This is a genomic window from Crossiella sp. CA198 (assembly GCF_052078295.1).
Taxonomy (GTDB): domain Bacteria; phylum Actinomycetota; class Actinomycetes; order Mycobacteriales; family Pseudonocardiaceae; genus Crossiella.
In genome coordinates, this window is the sequence record NZ_JBQJIM010000001.1 from 388,831 (window position 1) to 414,378 (window position 25,548).

General features: G+C 69.9%; 23 protein-coding genes. 6 read left to right on the plus strand and 17 right to left on the minus strand.

Features of this window, described 5'->3' with window-relative positions:
• Nucleotides 1–107: 107 nt before the first annotated feature.
• The 4 genes from ACTOWY_RS01925 to ACTOWY_RS01940 are packed head-to-tail and all read right to left on the minus strand — an operon-like array spanning nt 108 to nt 4,178.
• The gene (locus ACTOWY_RS01925) at nt 108–737 is read right to left on the minus strand and encodes a GTP-binding protein (protein ID WP_441307858.1); all 630 of its coding nucleotides are present in this window, start codon (nt 735–737) and stop codon (nt 108–110) included.
• Nucleotides 718–1,089 carry a DUF742 domain-containing protein gene (locus ACTOWY_RS01930; protein ID WP_185007444.1) on the minus strand — a complete coding sequence of 124 codons (372 nt, stop codon included), beginning with the start codon at nt 1,087–1,089 and terminating at the stop codon, nt 718–720. The genes ACTOWY_RS01925 and ACTOWY_RS01930 overlap by 20 nt, the downstream gene beginning before the upstream one ends.
• Nucleotides 1,090–1,093: 4 nt before the next feature.
• Entirely contained in the window at nt 1,094–1,519 is a 426-nt protein-coding gene (locus ACTOWY_RS01935) for a roadblock/LC7 domain-containing protein (RefSeq protein WP_185007446.1), read from the minus strand.
• Between the two features lie 52 nt (nt 1,520–1,571).
• A complete protein-coding gene (locus tag ACTOWY_RS01940; protein ID WP_441307859.1) occupies nt 1,572–4,178 on the minus strand; it encodes a nitrate- and nitrite sensing domain-containing protein in 2,607 nt (868 codons plus the stop codon).
• A 572-nt stretch (nt 4,179–4,750) separates the two neighbouring features.
• Between ACTOWY_RS01940 and ACTOWY_RS01945 the strand changes: the two genes are divergently transcribed.
• Nucleotides 4,751–5,140, plus strand: a complete 390-nt coding sequence (locus ACTOWY_RS01945) for a VOC family protein (protein WP_441307860.1) — start codon at nt 4,751–4,753, stop codon at nt 5,138–5,140.
• Between the two features lie 112 nt (nt 5,141–5,252).
• Here ACTOWY_RS01945 and ACTOWY_RS01950 read toward each other — a convergent pair whose 3' ends face one another.
• Both ACTOWY_RS01950 and ACTOWY_RS01955 read right to left on the minus strand, forming a co-directional pair.
• Nucleotides 5,253–5,462: a hypothetical protein gene (locus ACTOWY_RS01950; protein ID WP_441307861.1), complete on the minus strand. Its 210-nt coding sequence runs from the start codon at nt 5,460–5,462 to the stop codon at nt 5,253–5,255.
• Nucleotides 5,463–5,934: 472 nt separating this feature from the next.
• Nucleotides 5,935–7,323 carry a cellulose binding domain-containing protein gene (locus ACTOWY_RS01955; protein WP_441307862.1) on the minus strand — a complete coding sequence of 463 codons (1,389 nt, stop codon included), beginning with the start codon at nt 7,321–7,323 and terminating at the stop codon, nt 5,935–5,937.
• A gap of 195 nt (nt 7,324–7,518) precedes the next feature.
• On the opposite strand from ACTOWY_RS01955, the gene ACTOWY_RS01960 reads away from it, so the two are divergent.
• Entirely contained in the window at nt 7,519–8,229 is a 711-nt protein-coding gene (locus tag ACTOWY_RS01960; protein ID WP_441307863.1) for a GntR family transcriptional regulator, read from the plus strand.
• A 71-nt stretch (nt 8,230–8,300) separates the two neighbouring features.
• On the opposite strand, the gene ACTOWY_RS01965 is transcribed toward ACTOWY_RS01960, so the two are convergent.
• The 3 genes from ACTOWY_RS01965 to ACTOWY_RS01975 form a co-directional block, all read right to left on the minus strand.
• Entirely contained in the window at nt 8,301–9,491 is a 1,191-nt protein-coding gene (locus ACTOWY_RS01965) for a glycoside hydrolase family 64 protein (RefSeq protein WP_441307864.1), read from the minus strand.
• Between the two features lie 186 nt (nt 9,492–9,677).
• Nucleotides 9,678–10,814, minus strand: a complete 1,137-nt coding sequence (locus tag ACTOWY_RS01970; RefSeq protein WP_441307865.1) for a S1 family peptidase — start codon at nt 10,812–10,814, stop codon at nt 9,678–9,680.
• A 202-nt stretch (nt 10,815–11,016) separates the two neighbouring features.
• Nucleotides 11,017–13,251 carry a galactose-binding domain-containing protein gene (locus ACTOWY_RS01975; RefSeq protein ID WP_441307866.1) on the minus strand — a complete coding sequence of 745 codons (2,235 nt, stop codon included), beginning with the start codon at nt 13,249–13,251 and terminating at the stop codon, nt 11,017–11,019.
• Nucleotides 13,252–13,540: 289 nt separating this feature from the next.
• Here ACTOWY_RS01975 and ACTOWY_RS01980 point away from each other — a divergent pair, with 289 nt between their 5' ends.
• The gene (locus tag ACTOWY_RS01980; RefSeq protein ID WP_441307867.1) at nt 13,541–14,041 is read left to right on the plus strand and encodes a hypothetical protein; all 501 of its coding nucleotides are present in this window, start codon (nt 13,541–13,543) and stop codon (nt 14,039–14,041) included.
• On the opposite strand, the gene ACTOWY_RS01985 is transcribed toward ACTOWY_RS01980, so the two are convergent.
• From ACTOWY_RS01985 to ACTOWY_RS02010, 6 genes are all read right to left on the minus strand, one after another.
• Nucleotides 14,035–15,777, minus strand: a complete 1,743-nt coding sequence (locus ACTOWY_RS01985; protein ID WP_441307868.1) for a helix-turn-helix transcriptional regulator — start codon at nt 15,775–15,777, stop codon at nt 14,035–14,037. The genes ACTOWY_RS01980 and ACTOWY_RS01985 overlap by 7 nt on opposite strands.
• Before the next feature lie 131 nt (nt 15,778–15,908).
• Nucleotides 15,909–17,528 (minus strand): glycoside hydrolase family 13 protein, encoded by a 1,620-nt coding sequence (locus tag ACTOWY_RS01990; protein ID WP_441307963.1) that lies wholly within the window; start codon nt 17,526–17,528, stop codon nt 15,909–15,911.
• Between the two features lie 64 nt (nt 17,529–17,592).
• Nucleotides 17,593–18,468, minus strand: coding sequence for a carbohydrate ABC transporter permease (locus ACTOWY_RS01995; protein WP_441307869.1), 876 nt, complete (start codon nt 18,466–18,468; stop codon nt 17,593–17,595).
• Nucleotides 18,469–18,470: 2 nt separating this feature from the next.
• On the minus strand, nt 18,471–19,394 hold the full coding sequence (locus tag ACTOWY_RS02000; protein WP_441307870.1) for a carbohydrate ABC transporter permease: 924 nt from the start codon (nt 19,392–19,394) through the stop codon (nt 18,471–18,473).
• Nucleotides 19,372–20,733 carry an ABC transporter substrate-binding protein gene (locus tag ACTOWY_RS02005; protein ID WP_441307871.1) on the minus strand — a complete coding sequence of 454 codons (1,362 nt, stop codon included), beginning with the start codon at nt 20,731–20,733 and terminating at the stop codon, nt 19,372–19,374. Before ACTOWY_RS02005 ends, ACTOWY_RS02000 begins: the two co-directional genes overlap by 23 nt.
• A 144-nt stretch (nt 20,734–20,877) precedes the next feature.
• Nucleotides 20,878–21,888 (minus strand): LacI family DNA-binding transcriptional regulator, encoded by a 1,011-nt coding sequence (locus ACTOWY_RS02010; protein WP_247757728.1) that lies wholly within the window; start codon nt 21,886–21,888, stop codon nt 20,878–20,880.
• 109 nt (nt 21,889–21,997) lie between these two features.
• Here ACTOWY_RS02010 and ACTOWY_RS02015 point away from each other — a divergent pair, with 109 nt between their 5' ends.
• From ACTOWY_RS02015 to ACTOWY_RS02025, 3 genes are read left to right on the plus strand one after another with little or no spacing between them, the layout of a single operon-like run.
• Complete coding sequence (locus tag ACTOWY_RS02015; RefSeq protein WP_441307872.1) at nt 21,998–22,534, plus strand: hypothetical protein; 537 nt, start codon at nt 21,998–22,000, stop codon at nt 22,532–22,534.
• Nucleotides 22,522–23,190 carry an endonuclease V gene (locus tag ACTOWY_RS02020; protein ID WP_441307873.1) on the plus strand — a complete coding sequence of 223 codons (669 nt, stop codon included), beginning with the start codon at nt 22,522–22,524 and terminating at the stop codon, nt 23,188–23,190. Before ACTOWY_RS02015 ends, ACTOWY_RS02020 begins: the two co-directional genes overlap by 13 nt.
• Before the next feature lie 23 nt (nt 23,191–23,213).
• A complete protein-coding gene (locus ACTOWY_RS02025) occupies nt 23,214–24,068 on the plus strand; it encodes a protein NO VEIN domain-containing protein (protein WP_441307874.1) in 855 nt (284 codons plus the stop codon).
• A 6-nt stretch (nt 24,069–24,074) separates the two neighbouring features.
• Here the strand turns inward: ACTOWY_RS02025 and ACTOWY_RS02030 are convergent, their stop codons facing one another.
• Nucleotides 24,075–24,791: a fibronectin type III domain-containing protein gene (locus ACTOWY_RS02030; RefSeq protein WP_441307875.1), complete on the minus strand. Its 717-nt coding sequence runs from the start codon at nt 24,789–24,791 to the stop codon at nt 24,075–24,077.
• Nucleotides 24,792–24,883: 92 nt separating this feature from the next.
• Nucleotides 24,884–25,486, minus strand: coding sequence for a hypothetical protein (locus ACTOWY_RS02035; RefSeq protein ID WP_441307876.1), 603 nt, complete (start codon nt 25,484–25,486; stop codon nt 24,884–24,886).
• Between the last annotated feature and the right edge of the window lie 62 nt (nt 25,487–25,548).

The window sequence follows — 25,548 nt, forward strand, 5'->3', positions numbered from 1 at the left end:
GACCATGACAACCAGCTGCAAGTTACGGAACGCGTTTTTCATGCGATCGGGCATGATCGGCGAACGCACCGCGCCCGCCGTTCGTGCACAGGTGCGAGATCACAGGGTTACACACTGTTACTTGGGCTGACCAGGGCACTGTCTTCACCCGCCGACTCGGCCAATCGGGCGAGCACGTGCTCGACCAGGGTCACCAGGGCCTGCTTGCTCGACTCGCGCTGCCGCGCGTCGACCATGAGCACCGGCACCTCGGGGTTGAGCACCAGGGCCTTGCGGACCTCGTCCGGCTCATAACTGTGCGCCCCGTCGAAACAGTTGACCGCGACCACGAACGGAATTTTCCGCCGCTCGAAGAAATCAACGGACGGAAAAGAACTGTCCAGCCGACGGGTGTCCACCAGCACGATCGCGCCGATCGCACCATTGGCCAATTCGTCCCACATGAACCAGAACCGATTTTGTCCTGGCGTGCCGAAAAGATACAGCACGATTTCGGTGCTGATGCTGATCCGGCCGAAATCCAGGGCGACCGTGGTGGTGGTCTTGCCCTCGACCCCGGCGAGGTCGTCGACGTCCTCACCGGCTTCGGTGAGCAACTCCTCGGTGCTCAGCGGGGGAATCTCGCTGACCGAGCCGACCAGCGTGGTCTTCCCCGCGCCGAAGCCGCCGGCGACCAGCACCTTGACCGAGGTGGGGATCACCAACTCGGTTTGCGGGTCAGATCCTGCGGACACCATCGAGCACCGCCTCCAGTAGGTTCCTACTCGGTCTTTCCACGGCCCCGGCGTACCGGGTGACCACGTCGCCGCGTTCGATCAGGTCGCTGACCAGGACCTTGACCACGATAAGCGGCACATCGATATAGGCGGCGACCTCGGCGACTGACAGGGGATGCCTGCACAGGTCGATGATGGAGAACTGCTCCGGGGTCAGGGTCTGCAGGTCGTTGTCGGTCAGCACGCTGACGATCTGGGTGGCCAGGTCCAGCTCGGTGTTGCCGGGCCTGGTCCGCCCCCTGGTCATCGCGTACGGCCGCACCAGCGGACCGGCCGCCTCGTCGAACCAGTGAATTTCCTCGTCCACCGGCATGCGCTCAGCTCCTCGGGAGGTTGGCGGCGGCGGTCTCCCGTGGTGCCGAACTCAGGTAGACACCCACCTGTTTGACCAGGAGGTTCATTTCGTAGGCGATCATGCCGACATCGGCGGTCTCCTCGGCCAGCAGCGCCAGGCAGGCGCCGCGTCCGGCCGCGGTGACGAAGAGGTAGGCGTGCTCCATCTCGACGATGGTCTGGCGCACCGCGCCACCGCCGAAGTGCCTGCCGGTGCCGCGGGCCAGGCTCTGGAAGGCCGAGGCCATCGCGGACAGGTGCTCGGAGTCGTCCTTGGACAGGTCCTGCGAACGGCCGATGAGCAGGCCGTCGGAGGAGAGCACGACCGCGTGCCGGACGCCGACGGTCCGCTGCACCAGCTCGTCCAGCAGCCAGTTCAGATCGGTGTTCCGAGAAGCCTTGTCGCTCATGCTGGGCTGACCTTCTTCGTCGAGGCCACCTCGGGCGGGCGGCGGCCGTTGATCATCCTGGGAATGGGTCTGCGTCGCGTCCCTCGCGGGTCCCGCGCTGGAAGGCGGCCATGGTGTCGCGGACCTGTTCGGCGGTGCGCCCGGTGGTGGCCGGGGCCTCGTTCTCGCCGGTGTCCTCGGTGCCGGAGTCGAGCAACTGCGGCGCCAGGTTCTGCTGCGGCCGGCGGACCGGCAGTTCCGGGCGCTCCCCGGTGGGGGTGTTGTGGGTGAGCAGCGGGGCGTGCGTGAGCAGCGCGCCGGGTCCGGTCTGCTCCAGGGACAGGCCCCCGGTGCGCTCGGCGGGCTGCTCGGGCTCCGGCTTGGGTTCCGGGGTCAGGTCCTCGTGCTCGAAGCGGTCCTCGGGCGCTGCGGGCCGCTCCTCCTGGATGGCGGCGAAGGTGGCGCCGCCGAGCAGGTTGATCGAGCGGCCGGGGGTGTCCTCGCCGTCGTTGAGCGGATCGGCCCAGAAGCTGTGCAGCTCCCGGCCGGGACTGGCCACCCGGTCCTGGTCAGCCCCGCCCCGCTCGTCGTCGTCCACCTGGTCTGCTTCTGCCGCGCGCTGCTGGTGGACCGGTCCGAGCGGCGTGCGCACGGGTTTTCCCGAGCCGGTCGCCCGCTCCCGTTTGGTGAGTTCGCGCAGGGTGTCCTCGGAGAGCTGGGTGCGCACGTCCGAGGCGAGGATCTCATTCGGCACCAGGATGACCGCCCTGGTGCCGCCGTAGGGCGAGTCGCGCAGTTCGACCCGGACGCCCAGCCGCAGCGCGAGCCGGGCGACCACGAACAGGCCGAGCCGGGAGTCGCCCTTGAGCGCCATCGCGTCGAACTCGGGCGGGTTGGCCAGCATCGCGTTGGCGCGGTCCCGGTCCTCCTCGCTCATGCCGAGGCCGTGGTCCTCGACCTCGACCACGACGCCCTTGGCCGCGATCGAGCCGTGCACCTGCACCTGCGAGCGGGGCGGGGAGAAGGAGGTGGCGTTGTCCACCAGTTCGGCGACCAGGTGGATGGTGTCGGCCACCGCGGAGCCGATCACCGCGGCGTCCGGGATCCGCTGCAGCCGGACGCGGGCGTAGTGCTCGGTCTCGGAGATGGCCGCGCGCAGCACGTCGACCAGGCGGATCGGCTTGCGCCAGCGGCGGCCAGGCTGCTCGCCGCCGAGGATTATCAGGTTCTCCGCGTTGCGGCGGGCCCGGGTGGCGAGGTGGTCGAGCTGGAAGAGGCCCTCGATCTGCTCGGGGTCCTCCTCGTGCCGCTCCATCCGGTCCAGGATCTTGAGCTGGCGGTGCACCAGCGTCTGGTTGCGGTGCGCGATGCCGAGGAAGACGTTGTTGATGCCCTCGCGGGCCTGCGCCTCCTGCACGGCCGCGGCCACCGCGGTGAGCTGGGCGGCGTTGAAGGCGCGGGCCACCTGGCCGATCTCGTCCCGGCCGTAGTCGAGGTCGGGCACCTCGGCCGAGACGTCCACCGGCTCGCCCTGGCGGAGGCGGCGGACGATGTCGGGCAGTCGTTCGTGCGCGAGGTGCAGGGCGTCCTTGCGCAGGCTGTCCAAGCGGACCACCAGGGCTCGGTCGACGAGTTTGCGGGACACCTTGAGCGCGACCATGATCGCCACGATGGCCAGCACCAGGGCGATCAGCGAGCCGAGCAGGGCGTTGGTCAGCGAGTCGCCGCCGTCCTCCAGGGCCTGGCCGGAGACCAGGTCGGCCTGCTGGACGGTGAGCTTGGACAGCTCGTCGGCGATGGCCACGGTCAGCCGCTGCCACTCGTCCTCGCTGATGCCGACCGCGCCGAGGCTGCCGCGGCCGGTGCGGACCACCCACGGACCATTGCTGATCAGCGCGTTCTCGACCTCGGTGAGCCTTTTCCAGGAATCGCTGTCACGCAGCCTGCGATAACTGTCCTGCACTTCCTGGCGCGCAAAGGGGATTGTGCTCTCCAGCTCGGAGTGGTATGCGCTGACCAGGTTGGTGAACTCAAGGTGGTCGGTCGCCGGGAGAGCACTGGAGGCGATCGCGCCGGCCATCAGCGAACCGGACCGGGACATGCGGTCGGCTGCCCGGAAAATTGCCGTCGCGCCGATAGCACCCTGGGTGGAGGTGACATCGGGCACGATACGGGCCTGGGTGTCGAACAACCGGGCAGCGGAATCCAGCAGCCGGTTGTAGAAGGCGTAGACCTGCACCTTGTCGATACCGGAGGACTCGATCCTGGTGCGAATCCGGGGCAGTTCCTCCAGCAGCGAGTTGAGCTGGTTGATGCGGTCGACCACCGCGGGCGGGGCGTTGCCCACCACCGGCGGCAGGGCTGTCTTCATGACGCCGAGGGCTTCGTCGGTCTGCTGCTGGACCAGTCGCAACTCGGTCAGTCCCGTGGCGGGTTTGCCCAGGTAGACCATGCCGAGCTGACGTTCTTTCTGGGCCGAGGCGAGCGCGTTGACCGCGGGGATGGACACCGAGCGGACGCTCGAGGCGACCTCACGCAGGTAGTACCCGTCGAAGATCAGGTAGGACGAGCCGGACACCCACATGACGAGCAGGGCCACACTCGGGATCAGCACGGCGCCGGTCAGCCGTGTCCTGATCGACCGGTGGCTCTTCTGAGAACCGATTTCTTCCGAGCTCACGACGCTCCACTGCTTGTGAAAGACCACCCCGGGAAACCGCGGTGGTAATTCACCACGCCGCTATCCACCAGGGGAAGTTGGACCGGAGGGGACGGTAACAAGTTCCTGGTTGAATACGACACCTTCCATACCGAGGAGTTCTCCCGCCCGAGCGCGGGGAGATTAACACAAACGCTGGCTTCGTTACCAGCCCCAACAAATGCGCATTAACGCAGAAGACGTGAAACCATACCAGCGAGCCCGACCCGGAGCCCAGACCCGATTGGCGAGTATTGCACCCCTAGGTCCGTCACCTGCGCTTTTTCCACACGTAACCTGGATCACTCCCGGTCATCGGACGACGTCGGCACGTGTCGATCATGCCCTAGGTCCCCCGGACGGCGGTCGCGCCCCGGCTACCCGGCCCAGTAGCTCTCCCCCGCCCGCTGACGCCCGACCGGGCGGTAGCACAATGCCCAGCGGGCGAGCGTGATCGCGGTCACGAACCAAGAGAGAATCACGCACGGGTGTTCTCCACGGTCTTTCCGAATAAAACGTGAGCAGTTTTCAAGTCTCTTTGCGAGGATCCGCCCATGAGGTCCGCCATCCGCCACATCACCGTCAACTGCCCCCACCCCCTGGAGCCCTACGCCCTGGCCCAGTTCTGGAGCGACACCCTGGGCCACCCCGTTCACCCCGACGACCAGCCCGGCGACGACGAGATCCTGATCGACCTCCCGCACGCCCCCGGCCTGCTCTTCATCCGGGTCCCCGACCCCAAACCGGCCACCCGCAACCGCCTCCACCTGGACCTCCAGCCCGAACTACCCCGGGATGAGGAGGTACGGCGACTGCTGGACCTGGGCGCGACCTTCGTCGACGACCAGCGCAGGGCGGACGGCCGGGGCTGGGTGGTGCTGGCAGACCCAGCGGGCAACGAGTTCTGCGTGGAGCGCAGCGCGGCGGAACGCGAGTCAGCCTGACCACCCCGCCCGCACCCACCACCACCCAACTCGGCTCGGCTGGTCCTCGGCGGATAAATCTCAGCCCCGGCTCGCCAGGCCCGACTGAACCCCGGCCCCGCACCCACGATTTTCAGTCGACCGCGCCCCGCCAGGTCACCTCCACCTCCGGCACTCCCAGGAACGCCACCGCCTCCGCCAACTGCTCGTCCTGGTCCTCGGCCAGATCGCCGTGCAACTGGACACCCGGAGTCGGGTTCCCGCGGCGCCGCAACAGGACGACCTGCCGGGCGGAGGGCCGGGTGAGGGTGAGTGCCGCACAGTGGTCAAAGTGGGTTGTCAAGGTCGGTGCAGCGGTTCGCGAACTGGGTTCCGGCGTGGATGGTCCGCTTGGGGGCTCGACCGCGAGCACGGGGATGGCGCTGATCTCGTAGAATGGCCAGGGAACCTCGGTGGGTCCGCCGGGCTCGGCAAGCGCTCGGCCATCGTCATCTCACCCATTCGGATGAGGGATCGAAACATGAAGGCAACCAAAACCGGGGTTTCTGCGTTCCGCAGAGGAACGGTGGCGGCGGCGGGCAGGACCGGAGCACGCGCCACGCCTCCGGCCAGGTAGGCAGCCTCAGTCCGGCCAGGTGAGCAGCGCCGGCCGACAGCTCGGCAGCACGGCTGACCCGGGCCGGACCGGAGCCCCAGCGGGGAACCGGAGCCCGAGCGGGGAACCGGAACCCGAGCGGGGAACCGGAGTCCCAGCGGGCTCGGCCGAGCCGAGGCAGAGCCCGCTCCGCGGACCGGGCGGTGGAGACAGGGTGCGGTCAGGAGGCCGGGACGGTGTCGAGGAAGTGGGTGCCCGCGGCCCGGTGGGTGTTGATCTGGTGCTGGACCTGGGCTGGGGACAGGACCTGGTTGCGGGCGAAGTAGATCCAGTCGGCCTGCTGGTGGTAGCGGCGGTCCGGGCCTGCGGCGTTGAGGTCGATGAACCAGTGGTTGAAGTTGATCAGCATGGGGGTTTCCGGGTAGAAGCGGTCGCCGTGGTCGGCTACCAGGTGGCCGTCGAGGTAGTACTTCATCCGGCCGCCGGACACCTGGAGCACCAGGTCGTGCCAGCCGGCGAAGCTGCGGTGGACCCGGGTGGAGCTGTTGTCGGCCCACCAGGGGTCCGGTTGGTAGGTCTCCCAGGAGGTGAGGAACATGGTGTTCGTGGACTCGCCCCAGCCGCCGTTGGGCAGGTACTCGAAGTCCTGTTCGCCGTAGTCCGGGTCGCGGTCGTGGCGCAGCGGGGTGATCGTGTAGAAGGTTTGGACCACGTGGTCGCCGTCGGGGCCGTAGGCGGGGGCGTCGGTCATATGGAATCTGGTGGCGTAGGTGCCCTCGTAGAACTTGCGGCCGGTGTTGATCTGGGATTGCCTTGTGCCGCTTGGGGTTCCGTTGGTCTGTGCGCTGAGCTGGGCGACCTTCTGGCCGGCGACGGTGGGGAAGGTGACCAGGGCTGGGTCCCAGGTCGCGCCGCCTACGCCGGGGCCGCCGGAGCCGGTGCGGACGGTCCAGCCTCGTTGGTTGAGGCGGGCGTCGGCGCTGGTGTCGTAGTGGAAGTCGTCGAAGAAGATCTGGGCCGGGGCTGGGGATTGGACGCCGGGGGGTGCTCCGGAGAGGAGTTGGCCTGCTCGGTGGAGGGTGGTTCTGGGGGCGGGGCCGTACGGGGCTTGGGCGGGGTTGAAGGAGTAGTCGTTGGACTGGGTGAGGTGGCCCCAGTTGGCTCGGTGGAAGCGGAGTTGCAGGTCGCCGGTGTGGTGGCCGGGGCCGAGGTCGCCCGCGCCGGGGCGGAAGCCGACTTCCAGGTAGTGGTCGGCGTCGGGGGTTGGGGCGGGGAGGCGGCGGATGGCGCCGGTGAGGTTGTCGCAGCCGGGAGTCGCCCAGGAACAGGCGTAGCGGTAGTCGGTTTCGCCGTCCTCGGCGCGGAAGTAGTAGCGGATGGTGTACTCCGCCAACGGGATCGCGGCACTGCCCTGGTTGGTCAGGCGGAACCAGGGTTCGGACTGGTGGTGGGTTGGCTGGGTGGCGGTGGTGCCGTACTGCAGGAGCGGGGGTTCCGGCGCGGCGCTGGCGGGGGCGGTGGTCAGGGCGAGGGTGGCCAGGCTGGTCAGGGCCACGGCCAGACCACCGGCCAGGCGCCTTCGGCGGGCCGGGATGTGTTGCTGGTACACGGCTTTCTCCTCAACACCGCAGGGAGCTGCGAGGGTGGCGGCGGTGTCGGGCGTCCTGACTTGACCAATTGGTAAGTTCAGGGACGTGAACGACGGTGGCACAGAGTTCCGCTGTAGTCAACGGTTCTGGCCGACACTGGTAAAGGCTGGATGTGACCAGTGGCCGGGTTCGGACTTCGCCGACATACTGGGGCGGTGACGAGGGCGGTGGCGCACAAGCGCGAGCGGGTGCGTGACTACCTGCTGGAGCTGGTCGAGACGCGGCCGCCGGGCACCTCGATCCCGTCCGAGCGCACGCTCTGCGCGTTGCTGTCGGTGTCCCGGCCCACCTTGCGCGCCGCCGTGGATGAGTTGGTGCACAACGGATTGCTGGTGCGCGAGCATGGGCGCGGCATGTTCGTGGCGGCGGCGAAGATCACGCAGGAGCTGGTCGGCGTGGACACCGCGCTGGGCGTGCCCAGGGCCGATGGACAGTGGCGGAGCCGGGTGCTGGAGCTGACGCGGGCTCCGGCGGGGGCCCGGGTTGGCCGCAAGCTGGGCGTCTCGCCGGCCGCGGAGGTGACCTTAGTGACCCGGTTGCGACTGGCCGATGGGGTGCCGATCGCGTTGGAGTGGTTGCACATTCCGGTCGCGGTGGCCGCTGATCTGTCCACTGTGGACTTCGAGGGCGCCGGACTGCACGCGGCGTTGCGGGCGCGTGGGGTGCTGGTGCAGGAGGCCACGCAGTCGATCGAGCCGACGGTCACCGACGAGACCGAGTCGGGACTGCTGGGCGTGCCACTGCTCACCCCGGCGCTGTTGTTCGAGCGGCGCACCACCGATGCCGAGGGGCGGACGGTGGAGTACGCGCGCTCGATCTACCGCGGGGACCGGTACCGGATCGTCTCGCGGTTGTCGCTGGCGTGACCCGGCCGCCCACCACAGCAGGGGAGGCGGTGGGCGGACGGGCACACATTGGTGTTGCGGGGTAAGGATGATCAGCGCAGGCGCTTCACGTCCACGGTCAGTGTTCCCGGGTCGCCGGAGCGGGTGGCGCCGCTGAAGTCCGGGCCGGGTGACACGTCGTCGTAGGGGAAGGCGTAGCCGCGGTTGTCGGGCAGGCGTTCGTGCACGATCCGGGCGTAGTGGTTGGTGGCCGCGTTCCGGTAGAAGTTGCTCGCGACCTCGCCGTGCGGCTGGTTCGGGTTGGTCAGCAACGTGGTGCGGTTGAGCGCCGCGGCCAGGCGCGGAATGATCGCCTTGCGCACGTCACTGGCCCCGGCCAGGCTGAACGGACCGGAGTCGCAGCTGAACACGTCCGCGGTGCTGGGCTTGCTGAACGCCTCGCCGTTGCCGAAGCGCAGCACGCCGCCGCTGACCCGGCCGGTCAGCCTGCCCGGGCCGCTTTGGGTGTCCACCACCAGATTCGTGCCCGCGTACTTGGCCCAGCACTGGTCGATGTCGCCGCCCAGGTAGTTGGCGAACGCGCTGGCCTTGTAGTGCGCGCTCATCGCCCGCAGGTTGCGGCCGTCCGGACCCTTCTGGATCAGCTGGTTCCAGGCCGAACCCTCCTTGGCCGCCTGGGCCTGCAATGCCGCGCAGATCCCGTCCAGCGCGCCCGCGGGCAACCCGGGCACGGTCTCCACCCGGCCGGAGAGCGAGCGCAGCGAGAGGCCCAGCGGCGCGGCCACGAAGTCCACGTAGCTGATGTTGGCGAAGAGTTCGGCCTCGTTGAAGGTGAACTCCGCGAAGGTCCAGTTCTTGTTGATGTTGGGGTCGTTCGGGTTGAGGAAGCTGGGGTGCACGATGTGCGGGCCAGGGTTGACGAAGAAGTTCAGCTTCTGCCCGGTGACCACGTAGATCCGCGCGCCGTACATCCGCGGGATGGACACCGTGGTCGAGGAACCGGGGCCGCCCAACGGGATCGAGGGATCCTCGCCGAGCGGGGTGACCGGCGCGCCGGGCGAGGGCGGGTAGTACGAGCTGCCGTCCCTGCGGACGAACAGCGGGCGGTTGCCGGACAGGCCGACGACATAGGCGTAGGCGGTGGCCGATCCGGAGTTGTTGACCAGGTTCAGGGTGAATCTCTGTGGCGTCGCGGCGGAGGCGGAGCCCGCGGTGAGCTGGCCGAGGGCAGGGGTGGCCAGTGCGGTCGCGGTCGCGCCGAGGAAGAGGCGACGAGAGATCATGAACGTTCCTCCACGTCGAGGAAGCTGACTCCTTGCCACTGGCGGCTGCGGCTGGGAAAAGCTCCGGCAGTTGGGACACAGGGGGTGTGCGAGAGCGCTCTCACGCACCCCCTACGGTGACCCTGATCCCCAAGGAAAGTCAAGGTGTTCAGATCGGGGATATGTTCAGGATCGCGGTATATACCGTCACGCGGTATGCAATGCCAGTCCGTAGGTGGACAGGATCTCGTTGATCGGCTGGAACCAGGTCCGACCACCGCCGCGGCAGTCGCCGTAGCCACCCGAGGTGACGCCCTGGGCCTGGTCGCCGGTGATGAACGAGCCACCGGAGTCACCGCCCTCGGCGCACACGCTGGTGCCGGTCATCTGGTGCACCGCGCCCTGGGCGTAGTTGATGGTCTCGTTGTGCGAGAGCACCTGTCCGCAGTGCCAGCGGGTGGTCGAGCCGGAGCGGCACACCGAGGTGCCCACCGGCGCCACCCAGGAACCACGGACCAGCGCGTCCGGCACGGTGCCCCAGCCGAGCACCACCGGCACCGTCCACCAGCCGCCGCCGGTGCGCACGAAGGCGTAGTCGTTGCCGGGGAAGGAGGATCCGGCGAAGGTGCCCATCCAGGACCGGTCCCAGCCGTTGACCTGGGCGCCCGTCCCGGCGCAGTGCCCGGCGGTGACGAAGCCGCCGTGCACGGAGAAACCGATGGAGCAGCGGACGTTCCCGGTGTAGTACGGGTCGCCGCCGACCACCCCGGCCGCGTAGGTGCGCGGGGTGCGCACTCCCTGGCGGTGCACGGTCACCGGTCCGGCCGCGCGGGCCCGGTCCAGGAATCCGCGCAGGGCGGGCGAATCAGCGCCCTCGACCACGTTGACCACCACGGTGTTGCCGCGCGGGTCGACGTGCCAGCTCGCGACCTCGGCCGGGGCCTGCTTCGCCGTGGCCAGCTGGTCGAGGGTGGTTTTGGCGCGGTCCAGGGCTCGCGCCGAGTGGGTGACCGGCACGGCCTCGGCGCCGGTGGCCCGGACCGCGGCGGCCTTGACCGGATCGGTGACCGCGACGACGAGCTTGCCGCGGCCGGGGTCGAACCAGGATCCGCCGAGGGACTCCCCCGCGGCGGACTCGGCGGCCGGGACGAGGCGGGAGGCATCGGCCTCCTGCCGTACCCGGACCACCGCCTGGTGTTGGGTGAGCCCGAGGTCCTGCCGCAGGGCCGGCAGCAATCCGGGTGAGAGGACGGGATCGGCCATGGCCGCCGGTGCGAGACCGGCGGCGGCCGACAGGGCGAGGGACACGACGAGGCCCAACCGGGCCGTGGCACTGCGTGGCATCTGAATCTCCTTGTGGCGGAAGGAGGAACCTGGCGGCGGAGGTTCAGTGCGGACGCCCAACGTGACACGGTGGTCCAGACCGGTCAAGGACTCGGCCAACGCTGACCGCATCCGGACAGATCCGGGCCCGGACACCACAGACCCCTCGCCCGATCGGACAGGGGGCCGGTGGTGCAGGGGAAACAGGCTGTGCGCCGCCGGTTCAGGCGGTGTGGACCCGGAGTTCGGCGAGTTGACCGGCGGGCCAGCCGGTGTTGCCGGTGACCCGCACTCGCAGGTAGCGCACCCCGGTGGTGGCGAAACCCACCGCGACGGTGTTGCCGGTGGCGGGGTCGAAGGTGTATCCGCGCGTGCCTGCGAGTTCGGCGTAGCCGGATCCGTTGGCACTGCCCAGGATGGTGGCGGTCTGGGTGCGCGCGCCCCAGGCCGGGTTGGGTGGCAGGGCGAGGCCGACCCGGTTGATCTGGTAGGTCGAGCCCAGGTCGACGGTGATCTCCTGCGGGAAGGCGTTGTTGGCGCTTTCCCAGTAGCTGTCGGCGTTTCCGTCCACCGCGCGGGCCGCGGCCAGGTCGTGCACGTGGCTGCCGGCGCTGATCGGCTTGCCCTGGGCCACGTTCACGCCACCGGGCGGCGGGGTGCTGGTGCTGGTCGGGTTGCCGCCACCGGGCTCGGGCCAGGTGCAGCCCGCCCACACGTGGTCCTGCCAGCCGTTGTTGCCGCCGCCGGCCTGCAGGCTGAAGGTGCCGTTGGGGTAGGGGCAGTTGTAGACCCCGGCCCGGCCGGTGCCACTGGCGGTGACGTTGGCGGCGGTGATCGAGCCGCGGGTCTCGGCCTGCAGCACCACGGTGCGCGCGTTGCGCACGGTAGCGCCGTTGATGTGCACGCTGCTCACCGGTAGCCCCTTGCCGCCGCCGCTGACCGCCTGGATCGCGCTGTACGGGCTGTCCAGGAACTGGTTCCCGGTCAGCTCGACCCGCACCCCGCCCTCCACCGGATGGTCGTAGGAGTCGATGCGCAGCGCGCTCATCGGGTGTCCCCAGTTGGGATTCATCGCACCGGCTCGCACGGTCACGTTGTCCCGCACCGCGATCGTGCCCCCCAGTGGCGTGAAGCCCTTACCGGCCAGGAATTCCTGGTTGGAGATGGCGATGCCGCTGCCGAGGGCGTTGGTGTCCACGATGGCGTTGCGGGAGACGGTGGTGTCCGTGCCGCCGTAGATCGCGATGCCGTTGGCCAGGTTGGGCTGCACGATGGTGTTGTGGCTGAAGGTGTTGCCGCGGTTGGCCGAGTGGATCGACCACATGGCCAGCGCGTCGTCACCGGTGTTGCGCAGGAAGTTGTTGCGCACCACCGAGTTGGTCACGGTGCCGTTGAAGTTGAGGCCGTCGGCCTTGAGATCGAGGAAGCGGCTGTTCTCGATGGTGAGGTTGTTGTTGTTCGGGCCGACCAGCCACAGGCCGACCTTCTGGTGCTGGATCCAGATGCCGGACACCACGGATCCGTTGCCCAGGCTGCCGTTGACGAAGTTGTCCGGCCGGTCGTCGACCCGCTGGGCCACCTCGCCGATCACCGCGAAATCGTGTAACCGCAAGGTGCCCGAGGTGCTGGCGTTGTCGATCAGGTGGGTGCCGCGCAGGGTGGCGTGCCAGGGCCCGGCGCCGCGCACCGTGACGTTGTCGATCTCCAGTTTGTTCGTGATCCGGAAGTCACCCGGTGGGATCCACACCGAGCGGCCCTGGGCGCGCGCCTCGGCGATGGCCCGGTTGATCGCGGCGGTGGAATCGCCGCCACCACTGGGATCCGCGCCGGTGGCGGTGATCGAGACGGAGTTCGCCGGTTGCCCCGCGGGTCCGGCGACCTGTTCGAAGTCGGCGAGGTCGATGGTCGCGGGCAGGTCGCCGCCGTCGACCTGGAGCCGCACCCGGTCGCCCGCGTTGGCCTGGCGGCCCAGCAGCAGCCGGGCGTGCTGGAACAGTTGGTGCGTCTTGGCTCCCGGGATCCAGGCGGTCTCCAGGTAGCCGAAGCGGGCGGTGAGGGCGAGTTTGCCGGGCAGCTTCTGCCCGTTGAGGTAGACCGAGAGCGAACCGGACTGGCCGCGCGGCACGTTGTGCGCGACCACCACCGCGTTCGCCTGCCCGGCCAGGGTGAATTCCACGTGCTGACCGGGATCCAGGCGCACCGCGCGCCGCCCGGATGCCTCCGAGGCGACGGTGCCCTGGGTGTAGTCCGGGCCGACCGCGCCGCCGTTGGTGGCGGCGGCTTCGGCCTCGTAGGTGGTGAACGGGACGCTCGCGCCATACCCGGCGGGTATGTCCGCGCTGGGAGCGGCCAGCGCGGCGGGCGGGCTGCTGAGGACGGTGATCGTGGCCGCGGTCAGGACCACCGCGGCTAACGCTGCGGCCAGTGGAGCCAGCCGCCGTACGGGCAGGTCTGTCATGGCAGGGCGCACCTTTGCGTCGATCTGGGTATGGCCGTTGGCGGCGGCGATCCCCGGCGGATCGGTGCGTGTCGTGCCGCCGAAGGTAGATGTTTCCGACAGATCACCGCAATACTTCAACTGGATTGCGCAAAACTTGCACACACTGGCGAGGGACTCGCCGAGAACGGGTGCCGCGCCGCAAGGGGCTTGCCGGGGGCAGCGCAAACGGCTTGCGGCCGGCAGACCCGTTCGGCCGAATCCGGCGGCAGGGCTGAACCGGACCGGGTCCGGCGCCCGTTGCCCGGACATGGACCACCTCGTGGAGCAGCACCGCGCCGCCTCGGTCTGGACCCCCTATCCCCCGAGCCCGGAGGGACCGGCGGATCCGGCGCGGGATGTGCTGTGGCGGATCAGCGAACTGCTGGTCGCGCACGGGGTGGCCCGCGCGGATGTGCACCTGCTGCTACCCCCCGAGCGGCAGGTGCGCACCGCGCTGGGCTATCAGGCCGACCGCGAGCAGGACGCCGCGCTGGCCGCGGATGAGTCGGTGTGCGAGTCCTTCGCCGCGGTGTGCCCGGTGCACGATCCGTTGGTGCGCAAGATGTTCCGCGGTCGCGGCCTGCGCTGCCCCGGCCGCAGGGCGAGCTGTCCGTGGCGCGGGGAGGGCTGGCGGCGGCATTGCGCGGCGCCGATGGCCGCGGTGGTGCGGCATCCGGCCACCGGCGAGCGGCGGCGCTGGTGCCTGGTGCACCTGGCGGTGGAGCGGGCGATGAATCCCGGGCTACGGGTGGTCGCGGCGGCTCACTGACCGGCGCCGGGCGGCAGGTCCACGCGGCCGGCGCAGCCGAGTTTCCGGTAGGCGCGGTGCAGGTGGTTGTTGATGGTGCGCACCGACACTCCCAGGCGCAGCGCGATCTGCGGGTCGGTCAGCCCGGACACGGCCAGCCGCACCACCTCGCTCTCCCTGGTGGACAGTGGTTCGTTCTGGGCCAGCAACGCGAGTCCCGGCGTGCGGGCGCCGCTGTGCCGCACCGGCAGCATCCGGGCCCGGCGGATCGCGGCGGCGGCCTTGCGGGGCTGCCCGGCGCGCTGGTGCAGTGCGGCGAGTTCGGCCAGTGCCTCCGCGCCGTAGAGCAGGGCGCCCGCGGTGAGGAACTGTTCGGCCACCGCGGCCAGCAGGTCGGCGTCCGCGGTGGCGATGGCGCGGCTGTAGTCCAGCCGGGCCCGGAGGTAGCCGTGCTGGCCGATGCTGTGCCAGAACGGGGCGGCGGAGCGGGCCAGGCCGAGGCGGCCCAGGGTATGCGCGCGGAGTGCCCGGTCCCAGGTGGTGTCCTCGGCCTTGGCGCACAACAGGTCGCGGGCTTCGTCGAGGTCGCCGCGGACGGCCGCGGCCCAGGCGCGGGCCACCGCGGCCGAGGCGGCCAGGTGCGTGGCCGAGGCCTCGGGCAGCGCGCTGGCGGCCACGGCGGCCGGGTCGCCGAGTTGCGCGGCGGCGGCCAGGCGCAGGATGGCCCAGCGCGGATCGCCGTCCGGTAACAGGCACAGCAGGTCGTAGGCGCGGCGGATCTGCCCGTGCGCCAACAGCATCGCGGCCAGGATCAGGCCGTGCCGGGACCGGTGCGCGGCGTCGGCCTCGGCGAACCGGTCCCTGGCCGCGCCCAGTGCCTCCTCGATCCGCCCGGCGCACATCAGTCCGGTCGCGTGGTCCTGATCGTCCTCAGTGGAGGGTTCGGGCGCAGGGATGGCGCCCAGTGCCGCGCCGATCCCGTTGTGCGCCAACTCGACCCGCCAGCCGGTCGGGGTCTCCACCGCGGTGATCAGCTCCTGCTCGGCCAGGATGATCAGGTCGTGCCGGTCGACCAGGCGCTCGAACACCGGCAGCGGCGCGAACCCCGCCGCCGCGATCAGGTCCAGGGCCTGGCGTTGCCCGGTTTCCAGTCCGGCCAGGCGCAGCTCGATCACCTCGGCAAGGGAACCTCCTTGGTCCGCGGGGTGGTCCGCGGCCAGGTGCACCAGTTCGCGCAGCAAGCGCGGGCTGCCCTTGGCGAGCTGGGCCAGTCGCCGGGCGGCCGGGTGGTCGCCGGTGATCGCCCTGGCCAGCTCGGCCATGTCGGTGGCGCCCAACGGCGGGAGGTCGACCCGGCCGAGGTTCTCGCCTTGCCACAACCCGTCGGGCCCGGCGGCGAGCACCCGCACCAGGCCCTGCCGCACCAGCTCCAGCAGCAGCTCGGTGTCGGCCTCGGAAAGCAGGTGCGCGTCGTCGACGACCGCGAGCACCCGGGTGGCCGGGCCCAGCAGCACCGTGCACACCAGCGCGGACAGCCCGCGCCCGCCGGTGATCGGTTCGACCCGGAACCCATGGCCCTGAGCCCAGTCCGCGATCTCGGCCAGCACCCGGCTGCGCCCCACCCCGGACACGGCGACGCCGTCGATCCGCCGGTCCGGCAGCAGGGCGCGAATCCGGCTCAGCTCGGCGGTCCGGCCGAGGATGCCGACGGCCCGAGCGGGCAGCGGCCGGGGAATCCCCGGTGTGGTGGCGTTCATGGGACCTCCAGGCAGGTTCAGGTAATGGATTACCTGAACCTGCCCGGCAAGTCGAGATCAGCCGATCGAACCTGTCCGATCGGCCCTGAGCAGGTGTTTTGGCCCACGGTCGACCGGTCTCTGCTCCCTGGTCAGGCCAGCCAGATCGCGGTGTCCGGCGGCAGCTCGCCCGCCGCGGTCAGCCCGCCGCTGGCCAGCAGCACCCGCTCGTGCGCGGGCAGCGCGACCGGTTCGGCGGCGAGGTTGACCACGCAGGTGAAGCCGGGCGGGCGGTGGAAGGCCAGCACCTCGGCGCCGAGGTCCAGCCAGCGCATCGGCCCGTCACCGAGCGCGGGCAGTTCCCGGCGCAACCGCAGCGCCTCCCGGTAGAGCGCGTGCATCGAGGCCGGATCCTGGTGCTGCGCCTGCGCGGTGTGCCCGGACCACTCGGCGGGCTGGGGCAGCCAGGGCACCGAGCCCTCGGGTCCGAAGCCGAACGGGGCGGCCTGGCCGGACCAGGGCAGCGGCACCCGGCAGCCGTCCCGGCCCGGGTCCGCGCCCTGGGTGCGGGCGAACACCGGGTCCTCACGCAGTTCGTCCGGCACGTCCTCGATCTCCCACAGTCCCAGCTCTTCCCCTTGGTACACATAGGCTCCGCCGGGCAGGGACAGGCTGAGCAGCGCGGCCGCGCGGGCCCGGCGGGTGCCGAGCGCGCGGTCCACCGGGGTGCCGTGGCGGCGGTCGGCGAAGGTGAAGCCGGTGTCGCCGGGCCGTCCGTAGCGGGTGACGTGCCGGGTCACGTCGTGGTTGGACAGCACCCAGGTGGGCGGCGCGCCCACCGGCGCGTGACTGTCCACAGTGGCCTGGATGACCGCCTTGAGCCGCCCGGCTTCCCAGGGGCAGGACAGGAAATCGAAGTTGAACGCCGAGTGCAGCTCGTCCGGGCGCAGGTAGCGGGCGAAGCGCACCGGTTCGGGCAGCCACATCTCGCCGACGAAGATCCGGTCCTCGCCGTACTCCTGGGCGATTCGCCGCCAGGCCCGGTAGATCTCGTGCACGCCGTCGAGGTCGGAGAACGGCAGTTGCCCGTTGGCCCCGGCCACATCGGGCAGTCCGGGCGCCTTGACCAGGCCGTCGGCCACGTCGATGCGCAGGCCGTCCACGCCGCGGTCGAACCAGAACCGGAGGATGTCGGCGAACTCCGCGTGCACCTCGGGGTTGGTCCAGTTGAGGTCGGGCTGCTCGGCGGCGTAGAGGTGCAGGTACCACTCCCCCGGCCTGCCGTCGGCCTCGGTGACCCGGGTCCAGGCCGGTCCACCGAAGCGGGACTGCCAGTCATTCGGCGGTTCGGACCCGTCCGCGCCCCGGCCTGGCCGGAACCAGAACCGTTGCCGCGCGGGCGATCCCGGTTCGGCGGCCAGCGCCTGCGCGAACCAGGGATGCCGGTCCGAGCAGTGGTTGGGCACGATGTCGATGATGATCCGGATGCCCAGCCGGTGCGCCTGCTCGATGAACTCCTCGGCCTGGGCCAGGGTGCCGAAGACCGGTTCGATGTCCCGGTAGTCGGCCACGTCGTAGCCGCCGTCGGCCATCGGCGAGGGATACCAGGGGCTGAACCAGATCGCGTCGATGCCCAGCTCGGCCAGGTAGGGCAGCTTGGCCAGGGCCCCGGCGAGATCGCCGATGCCATCCCCGTCGCCGTCGGCGAAGCTGCGCAGGTAGACCTGGTAGATCGCCGCCCCGCGCCACCAGGACGTCCCTTGTCCGTCCATAGTGGACTGAGTTGCTGAGGTGCGCTCGGAGGAGATCACGATGCCGCCTTCCGGAGAGGTGTGCTTAGCCCTTGAGGCTGCCGGCGGTCAGGCCGGCCAGGATCTGGCGTTGGAACACAAGGAAAACCAGGATCATCGGGATGCTGGCCAGCACCAGTCCCGCGGTGAGCACGTTGAGCGCGGTGTCCGGCGCGACCCGTTCCAGCGCGACGCTGAGGGTCTGCTCGTTCGGGTCGGAGAAGACCAGCAGCGGCCAGATGAAGTCCTTCCACGCGGTGACCAGCGCGAGGATGGACACCACGGCCAGGATCGGCCGGGAGATCGGCAGCACGATGCTGATCAGCACCCGCACCGGTCCCGCGCCGTCCATCCTGGCCGCCTCCAGGAGTTCGCCGGGGATCTCGTCGAAGAACCGCTTGAGCAGGTAGATGTTGAACGCGCTGGCCGCCGCGGGCAGCCAGATGCCCGCCGGGTTGTTGAGCAGGTTCACCCCGAGCAGCGGTACGTCGGCGATGGTCAGGTACGTCGGCACCAGCAGCGCCGAGGCGGGCAGCATCAGCGTGGCCAGCATCAGGCCGAGGATCACGTTGCCCAGCACCGGTCGCAGCTTGGACAGCGCGTAGGCGGCGGGCACGCACACCGCGAGCTGCACCAGCACCGCGCCGCCCGCCACGATCATCGTGTTGAGGAAGTACCGGCCCAGGTCCAGTTCCCGCCAGGCCTGCCAGAAGGTCTCCGGGAACCAGGTCTCGGGCACCACCGACGGCGGGGTCCTGGCCAGTTCCACCGGCGACTTCATCGCGCCGGTCACCGCCCAGTACAACGGGAAGACGAAGGCCAGCAGGAACAGCACCAGCACGAGACTGAACACGAGCCAGTACAAGGCTTTCCCGCGTGCGGAACGCAGTGCGGCCGGGGAGACCAGGGTGCGCGTGGACATGGTCAGCTCCTGGTCCTGGTCAGCCGCACATAGGTGGCGGAGAAGATGCCGAGCACCACGAACAGCAGCAGGCTCAGCGCGCTGGCCGTGCCGAAGTCGTTGTAGTAGAAGGCATAGCGGTAGAGCAGGAGCAGCAGTGTGACGGTGGCGTCCTCGGGTCCGCCGCCGGTCATCACATACGGTTCGGTGAAGACCTGCATGGTGGCCACCACCTGCAACAGCAGCAGCACCAGCAGCACGAACCGGGTCTGCGGGATGGTGACGTGCACCAGTCGCCGCCACAGGTTCGCGCCGTCGAGTTCGGCCGCCTCGTACAACTCGCCGGGGATGGTCTGCAGCGCGGCCAGGTAGATCAGCGTGGTGCTGCCCATGTTGGCCCAGGTGGAGACCAGCACCAGCGAGATCATCGCGGTGCTGCCGGAGTCCAGCCAGCTCAGCCCCGGCAGGCCGACGGCGCGCAGGCCCTCGTTGAACAGGCCGGGTCCCGGGTTGTAGAACCACTTCCACAGCAACGCGGTCACCACCGGCGGCAACATCACCGGCAGGTACACCGCGACCCGGAAGAACGACTGGGCGTGCCGCAACTCGTTGAGCACCACCGCGGTCAGGAACGGCACCGCGAAACCGAGCAGCAGCGCCAGACCGGTGAACAGCAGGGTGTTGCGCCAGGCCGCGCCGAAGAGCGGGTCGTTGAACAGCCGCTCGAAGTTCTCGAAACCGACCCAGCTGGGCGGGTTCACGAAGTCCACCTGCTGGAAGCTGAGCAGCACGCCGCGGATCAGCGGCCACCAGGAGAACAGCGCGAAGACCACCAGCGCGGCGGCGAGCAGGCCGTAGGCGGTGAGGTTCTCCCCGAGCTTGCGGCGCCACCGGCCGTGCACCGGTGGCGCCTGCCCGCTCAGCTCACCTGAGCTGCGCGAGAACACCGTTGACCTTGGTTTCCGCCTCGGCGAGCACCTGGCCGATGGTGACGTCCTTGTTGGTCAGCACCGCCTGCATCACTGTGTCCAGCGCGGCGTAGACCTGCTGGGCGCTCGGCGGTTCCAGGTTGCCCTTCAGGCTGGGCGCCGCGGTGATGTAGGGCTGGTAGTTGGCCACCGGGATGGTCGCGTTGGCGGCCTTGAACCGCTCCTGCTGCTCCCGCACCGGGCCGACCCAGACATCGGCGGCCGGCGGGACGGGCAGGCCGATCGGCTGCTTCTGCTCGGCGTAGCGCTTGAGGTTGCCCTCGATCCGGGACGGGTCGAGGAACTTCCAGCGCAGCCAGGTCAGTCCGGCCTTGATCTTCTCCGGGGTGGCCTTGGGGTTGATCATGTAACCCTCGCCGCCGATCAGCGTGCCCTGGCCGCCGGGCAGCGGGGCGAGGCCGTAGTCCTCGTACTTGCCGTTGAACTGGTTGACCAGCACCGGCACGTTGTCCGGGGCGGCGATGTACATGCCGAGCTGCCCGGCGCCCATCAGCCGCTGCAGGTCGGGGATCTCCAGGAGTTGCTTGCTGCCCATGGAGTCATCGGTCCAGCGCATGTCGTAGAGGTGCTGCAGGGCGGCCTTGCCCTTGTCGTTGTTGAAATCGGCCTTCCAGGTCTCGCCCTCCTGACGGGCCACGCTGACGCCAAGGGAGTTGAGCCAGCTGGTCAGGTGCCAGCCGCCATGGTTGTTCTTGCTCAGCTCGCCGAAGCCGACCACGCCGTTGCCCAGCGCGCTGATCTTCTTGGCGGCCTCGCGCACCTCGGCCCAGGTGGCCGGTGGCTTGGCCGGGTCCAGGCCGGCCTTGCTGAACAGGGTGCGGTTGTAGAGCAGGCCCATCGAGTAGTTGGCGGTGGGCAGGCCGTACTGACGGCCCTTGCTGTCCTTGAACACCTGGGTGAGCTGCGGGTTCAGCTCACCGGCGAGCGGGACGTCCTTGAGGTGGTCGGTGAGGTCGGCGGCCTGGCGGCGGGCGATGATCTGCGCCGGGTCGGTGAGGTAGACGTAGAAGACGTCCTCGAGCTGACCGCCGGCGAGCTTGGTGGCGAAGGTCTTGGGGTCCATGAAGCCTTCGCGCGGCTCGATGTCGATGTTCGGGTTGGCCGCCTCGAACGCGGCCACGTCCTCGTCGAAGATCTTGCGCTGGAAGGCCTGAGTGCCCGGCGGCTGGCCGTTGACGGAGATCTTGACCTTGCCGCCGGCCGCGGGCGGGGTGGCGCCGCCGCACCCGGCCACGGCCAGGCCGAGTCCGGCGACGAGCAGTACTCCGATGGCGCTGCGGGTACGAGGTCTCAGCATCGCTCGTGCCTCTTCTCGGTGGGAGGTCGCTCCGGCGGGACCTGTGGCGCGGCTCACGATAGGAGCCCAGCCCGCCGGAGTGCAATATCCCGATGAGATTCAGCAAGAAGTTGACTGATTCTCGTTATCTACCCGCGCGCTCCGTCACTTCTCCGGTGCGGGCGCGGTGGAGCCGCGGACCACCAGTTCCGGCTCGAAGAGCAGCTCCTCCGCGGTGACCTCGGCGCCGTTGATCTGTGCGGCCAGGAGGTCCACCGCGGCCCGGCCCATCGCCTCGATGGGCTGGCGGATGGTGGTCAGCGGCGGGTCGGTGCAGTTCATGAACGCGGAGTCGTCGTAGCCGATGACCGAGACGTCCGACGGTACCGCCATCCCACGCCGTCGCACCGCCCGCACGGTGCCCAGGGCGAGGGGGTCGGAGGCGCAGACGATGCCGGTGACGCCGCGTTCGATCAGCCGGGCGGCCGCGGCCTGCCCGCCTTCCAGGGAGAACATGGCGTGCCCGACCCATTCGGCAGGCACGGTGAGGCCGGCTTTGCCCGCCGCGGCGGTGAAGGCGGCGAGTTTGCGCCGCGAGGGCAGGTGGTCGGGCGGGCCGAGCACCATGCCGACCTTGGTGTGCCCGAGGGAGAGCAGGTGGGTCAGCGCCTGTTCGGCGGCGACCGCGTCGTCGCAGGAGACCCGGGGGAAGCCGAGTTCGTCGATGCCGGCGTTGACCAGCACGGTGGGCAGCTGGCGTTCGACCAGGCGGCGGTAGTGCTCGTGCGAGGCGTCGGCCTGGGCGTAGGAGCCGCCGGCGAAGAGCACTCCGGAGACGTGCTGGGCGAGCAGCAGTTCGACGTAGTCGGCCTCGGAGACCCCGCCCGCGGTGCGGGTGCACAGCACGGGCGTGAAGCCCTGCTGAGCCAGGGCGTTGCCCATGATCTCGGCGAAGGCGGGGAAGATCGGGTTCTGCAGTTCGGGCAGCACCAGGCCGACCAGCCGGGCGCGTTCGCCGCGGAGCTGGGTGGGGCGCTCGTAGCCCAGCACGTCGAGCGCGGTGAGCACGGCGTTGCGGGTGGACTCGGAGACGCCGGGCTTGCCGTTGAGCACCCGGCTGACCGTCGCCTCACTCACCCCGACCTTGCGCGCCACCTCGGCGAGTCGTCGAGTCATGAGGCAATGATGACGCAAGCGAGCGCAAGATGCATACATTTCTTGCAGCAGGCTTGCAGCGTGTTGAATCCGCTCCGCTGGGTCACGGTCGCGTGCGAAAATCCCGGCGATGTCCGACAACAACAGCCGCCTGGCGATCACCCTGGCCGCGATCGGCGTGCTCGCCGCGGTCATCTCCGCTTCCACGGATCTGTTCGGCCTGTTCAAGAACGATCCGGCGTCCTCGGCGAACCCCGGCGCCGCGCCGGCGGGTCAGCCTGGCGACAGCGCTCCGCCGCCGACCTCGGCCGGTCCGAAGAAGGTGGACTGGCAGGGCGCGCTGGTGATCGACGGCAGCGGCCTCGACCTGGACACCACCCCGCCGACCCGTAAACCCAGGTCCGGCGACTGGGACTTCTACTACGGGCCGCCGCTGCTGATCACCTTCCGTGCCAGCTCGAAGAACCTGGCCCGCTGGACCGGGTCGCAGCCGCCCACCGCCGAGGACTGCGGCGGATTACTGGCCGCCGAGTCGGTGCATACGGCGACCGTCGCCCAGGGCCACCTCTACTGCGCCCGGTCCGAACTCGGCAGACTCGCCCTGCTGAGGATCACCGGCCCCAAGGGCGACGGCCAGGGCGCCGAAGTGACCCTGTGGCAGCCCTGACCCCGCCCAGGACCGAGGCGGAAGCCCGCGCCATCCAGCAGGCCCTGCGCCCCCAGGTCGACACCACCGGCCCCGGCCCACAGCGCCCGGCCACCGTCGCCGGCCTGGATGTCGCCTACGCCAAGGACGACCGCACCCTGGCCGCCGCCGTGGTGCTGCTCGACTTCGCCACCCACGAGGTGCTCGCCGAGTCCACCGCCACCGGCGTGCCCGCCTTCGACTACATCCCCGGCCTGTTCGCCTTCCGCGAGCTGCCCGCCCTGCTCACCGCCCTGTCCCGGCTCCCGGCCACCCCGGACCTGCTCGTCGTCGACGGCCACGGCCTGGCCCATCCGCACCGCTTCGGCCTGGCCTGCCACCTGGGTGTGCTGACCGGGCTGCCGGTGTTCGGCGTCGGCAAGACGCGGCTGATCGGCACGGCGACGGAACCGGGTCCGGAGCGTGGTGCGTGCTCCGATCTGGTGGACAACGGCGAGGTGGTGGGGCGGGTGCTGCGCACGCGGCCCGCGGTGAAACCGGTGTACGTCTCGGTGGGGCATCGGATCGACCTGGACACGGCCTGCGCGCACACCCTCGCGCTGACGCCGCGCTACCGGCTGCCGGAGACCACCCGCGCCGCCGACCAGGCCTGCCGCCGCGCCCTGGCCGCGGGCTGATCACTTCTGGCACACTGCTGATCATGGGGGAGAACAAGAACATGGGGGGCTGGATGCTGTCCGGCAACCCCAAACGCTTCAACGTCCCGGCGCTGCTCGCCGACGAAACTCATCCGAGTCTGCGCGAGTGGTCGGTTGTGCGGGGCGCCAAGCCTGACTCCCGGGCCAACCGAATGCGGCCCGGCCAGCGGATCTTCCTCTGGCTCAGCGGTGACCAGGCTGGGCTGTGGGGTGCCGGCCACATCACCGGCCTCGTCAAGTCGGGCCCGCCACGGACCCATCAGCAGTACTGGGCGAACGCGGCCGAGCTGGCCAAGGCCAAGGCTTTCGTGCCGGTCGACCTGCCGATCTGGGAGACGCCGATCCTGCTGGACACCGTGCGTGCTTTCCCCGGACTGGACAAGCTCACCATCCTCGAACAGCCCTTCGGCTCCAACCCGTTCGAGGTGACACCGGAACAACTTGCCGCGCTGGAGGATCTACTCAGCCTGCCACCCGGTTTGCCGCCGACCAGCTCGGGCGCGGGGTTCGGTTCTGCGGAGCTGAATCGGAAGGTCGAGCTGGCCGCTATGGCCGCGGTCACCGAGTACTACGCGAAGCGGGGCGCGCGGGTCGCGGATGTCAGCCTGCACCGGCGCGGCTGGGACCTCGACTGCCACCTGGACAACGGCGAGGTGCTACGGGTCGAGGTCAAGGGCGTGCGCGGGGACAGTCCACGATTCCTGTTGACCCGCAACGAGTTCATCAAGGCAACCCGGCCGGATTGGCGACTCGCCGTGGTCACCGGAGCCCTGACCACACCGAAGGTCGCCATCCACCAGGGAGATCGGATCCGTGCGCACGCCGACCCGATCCAGTACCAGGTCACGCTGCCTTGAATTGAACTAAGGCTTGCCGCGCCCGGTTTTCAGCTCCACCACGTTCGAGGCAGGCCCGTAGTAGAACGCGCGCACCCGGTAGGCCGCCGTCCGCTCCTCCGGCAGGGTCACCAGTCCGAAGGAGTTGATGTTGGGGTCCAGCAGGGCCGCGGTCGACCAGGTCGGCGCCGCGCCCGCCTTCACCTCCAGGGCGTAGTGCTCCTCGTCGGTGGCGTTGTCCCGCCAGGTGAACCGGATGCCCTGGCTGGTCATCACGGTCGCCCGCACCTCGGTGGGGGTGGCGGCGGAAGCGTTGGCGCGTAAGGACTGGGTGCCCGCGGGTGCGCCGGGCAGGGTCCGCGGCACCGCCCACTCGTGCGGGTCCTCCTCCGGCTTGTCCCCCGGTCCGGGTTCGGGCAGGGTCACCGACTGCTCGGGCGAGGCCGTGCCGTAGTAGGGCCGGAGCCGGTAGTAGAAGCGGGTTTCCGGGATCAGGTCGGGGTGCCGGTAGCTGGTCTCCTCCGGGGCGAGGAACTTCAGCACCGTGTACTCGCCGTGGGGTTCGTTGGCGTACTCCAGCACGCGCCCGGCCAGGGGCTGCCCGGTGTTCTCCCAGCGCAGCGTGATGTCCACCGGGGTGTCCAGCATCCCGGACAGCGCGCCGGCCGGGGGCGCGGATTCCGTTGCGGCACAGGCACTCAACAGCAAGGTCAGGACGGTCAGCACAGCGATGGACTTGAGCACGGGGGACCTCGAGACAGGGCGGGGCACGCGGTCGTCCCGGCGCGCGAGACCGGGACGACCGCGTTGGTCAGGGCAGGGTCAGCGGCGCGGGATCACTTGCGCCAGAAGCGGATTCCGCTCCACACCACGGTGGCGGGCCCCTGGCCGCTGCTGGTGCGGTAGGCGCCGAACTTGTCGTAGAAGCTGCCGCTGGGGCTGCTGTAGCTGTGTTTCTGCGAGCCGTTGATGTAGGTGCGGTGCTGGCTGCCGACCTGGTGCACGGTGTTGACCCGCACGGTCGCGCCGACGGTGGCGCCGGTGGCGATGGTCGCGCCGCCGTGCACCGCGTAGAGCCGGCCGCCGCGTTCGACGGCCAGCATGAAGAACGGTCCGGCGGAGGGCCCGTCCTGGAAGGTCTGCTTCAGCGAGATCCGGGTGCCGCCCATGCTCTGGATCCGGAACGACCCCTCGAACTGGTAGGTGCCGCCGCCGTAGGTGTCATACCTCCGTTCCGCGCGCTGGTCGCCGCTGGCGGTGGAACAGGTCAGGGTGAAGGTCAGGTTGTTGACCTGGCCGCAGCCGCGCTGCTGCACGTTGAAGCCAGGGGAACGCGACGTCCAGCCGCCGCCCTCGACCTGGGCCTGCGCGGCAGGGGCGGTGAGCACAAGCCCACCCAGCAACGCGATCCCAGTGAGGACACGGTGTTTTCTCGGCATTCCAACCTCCAGGAAAAGGCGCAGCGAGAAACACAATGCCGACGTTTGCAGGGGCCGGCGTC

Bases quoted from the DNA above. Each gene is read 5' to 3' on its own strand.
- ACTOWY_RS02005 (WP_441307871.1), bottom strand. From the start codon at position 20,733: ATGCTGAGACCTCGTACCCGCAGCGCCATCGGAGTACTGCTCGTCGCC.
- ACTOWY_RS01925 (WP_441307858.1), bottom strand. From the start codon at position 737: ATGGTGTCCGCAGGATCTGACCCGCAAACCGAGTTGGTGATCCCCACC.
- ACTOWY_RS01985 (WP_441307868.1), bottom strand. From the start codon at position 15,777: ATGAACGCCACCACACCGGGGATTCCCCGGCCGCTGCCCGCTCGGGCC.
- ACTOWY_RS02035 (WP_441307876.1), bottom strand. From the start codon at position 25,486: ATGCCGAGAAAACACCGTGTCCTCACTGGGATCGCGTTGCTGGGTGGG.
- ACTOWY_RS02025 (WP_441307874.1), top strand. From the start codon at position 23,214: ATGGGGGAGAACAAGAACATGGGGGGCTGGATGCTGTCCGGCAACCCC.
- ACTOWY_RS01990 (WP_441307963.1), bottom strand. From the start codon at position 17,528: ATGGACGGACAAGGGACGTCCTGGTGGCGCGGGGCGGCGATCTACCAG.
- ACTOWY_RS01975 (WP_441307866.1), bottom strand. From the start codon at position 13,251: ATGACAGACCTGCCCGTACGGCGGCTGGCTCCACTGGCCGCAGCGTTA.
- ACTOWY_RS01995 (WP_441307869.1), bottom strand. From the start codon at position 18,468: ATGTCCACGCGCACCCTGGTCTCCCCGGCCGCACTGCGTTCCGCACGC.
- ACTOWY_RS01935 (WP_185007446.1), bottom strand. From the start codon at position 1,519: ATGAGCGACAAGGCTTCTCGGAACACCGATCTGAACTGGCTGCTGGAC.
- ACTOWY_RS01945 (WP_441307860.1), top strand. From the start codon at position 4,751: ATGAGGTCCGCCATCCGCCACATCACCGTCAACTGCCCCCACCCCCTG.
- ACTOWY_RS01930 (WP_185007444.1), bottom strand. From the start codon at position 1,089: ATGCCGGTGGACGAGGAAATTCACTGGTTCGACGAGGCGGCCGGTCCG.
- ACTOWY_RS02015 (WP_441307872.1), top strand. From the start codon at position 21,998: ATGTCCGACAACAACAGCCGCCTGGCGATCACCCTGGCCGCGATCGGC.
- ACTOWY_RS02010 (WP_247757728.1), bottom strand. From the start codon at position 21,888: ATGACTCGACGACTCGCCGAGGTGGCGCGCAAGGTCGGGGTGAGTGAG.
- ACTOWY_RS01980 (WP_441307867.1), top strand. From the start codon at position 13,541: ATGGACCACCTCGTGGAGCAGCACCGCGCCGCCTCGGTCTGGACCCCC.
- ACTOWY_RS01965 (WP_441307864.1), bottom strand. From the start codon at position 9,491: ATGATCTCTCGTCGCCTCTTCCTCGGCGCGACCGCGACCGCACTGGCC.
- ACTOWY_RS01970 (WP_441307865.1), bottom strand. From the start codon at position 10,814: ATGCCACGCAGTGCCACGGCCCGGTTGGGCCTCGTCGTGTCCCTCGCC.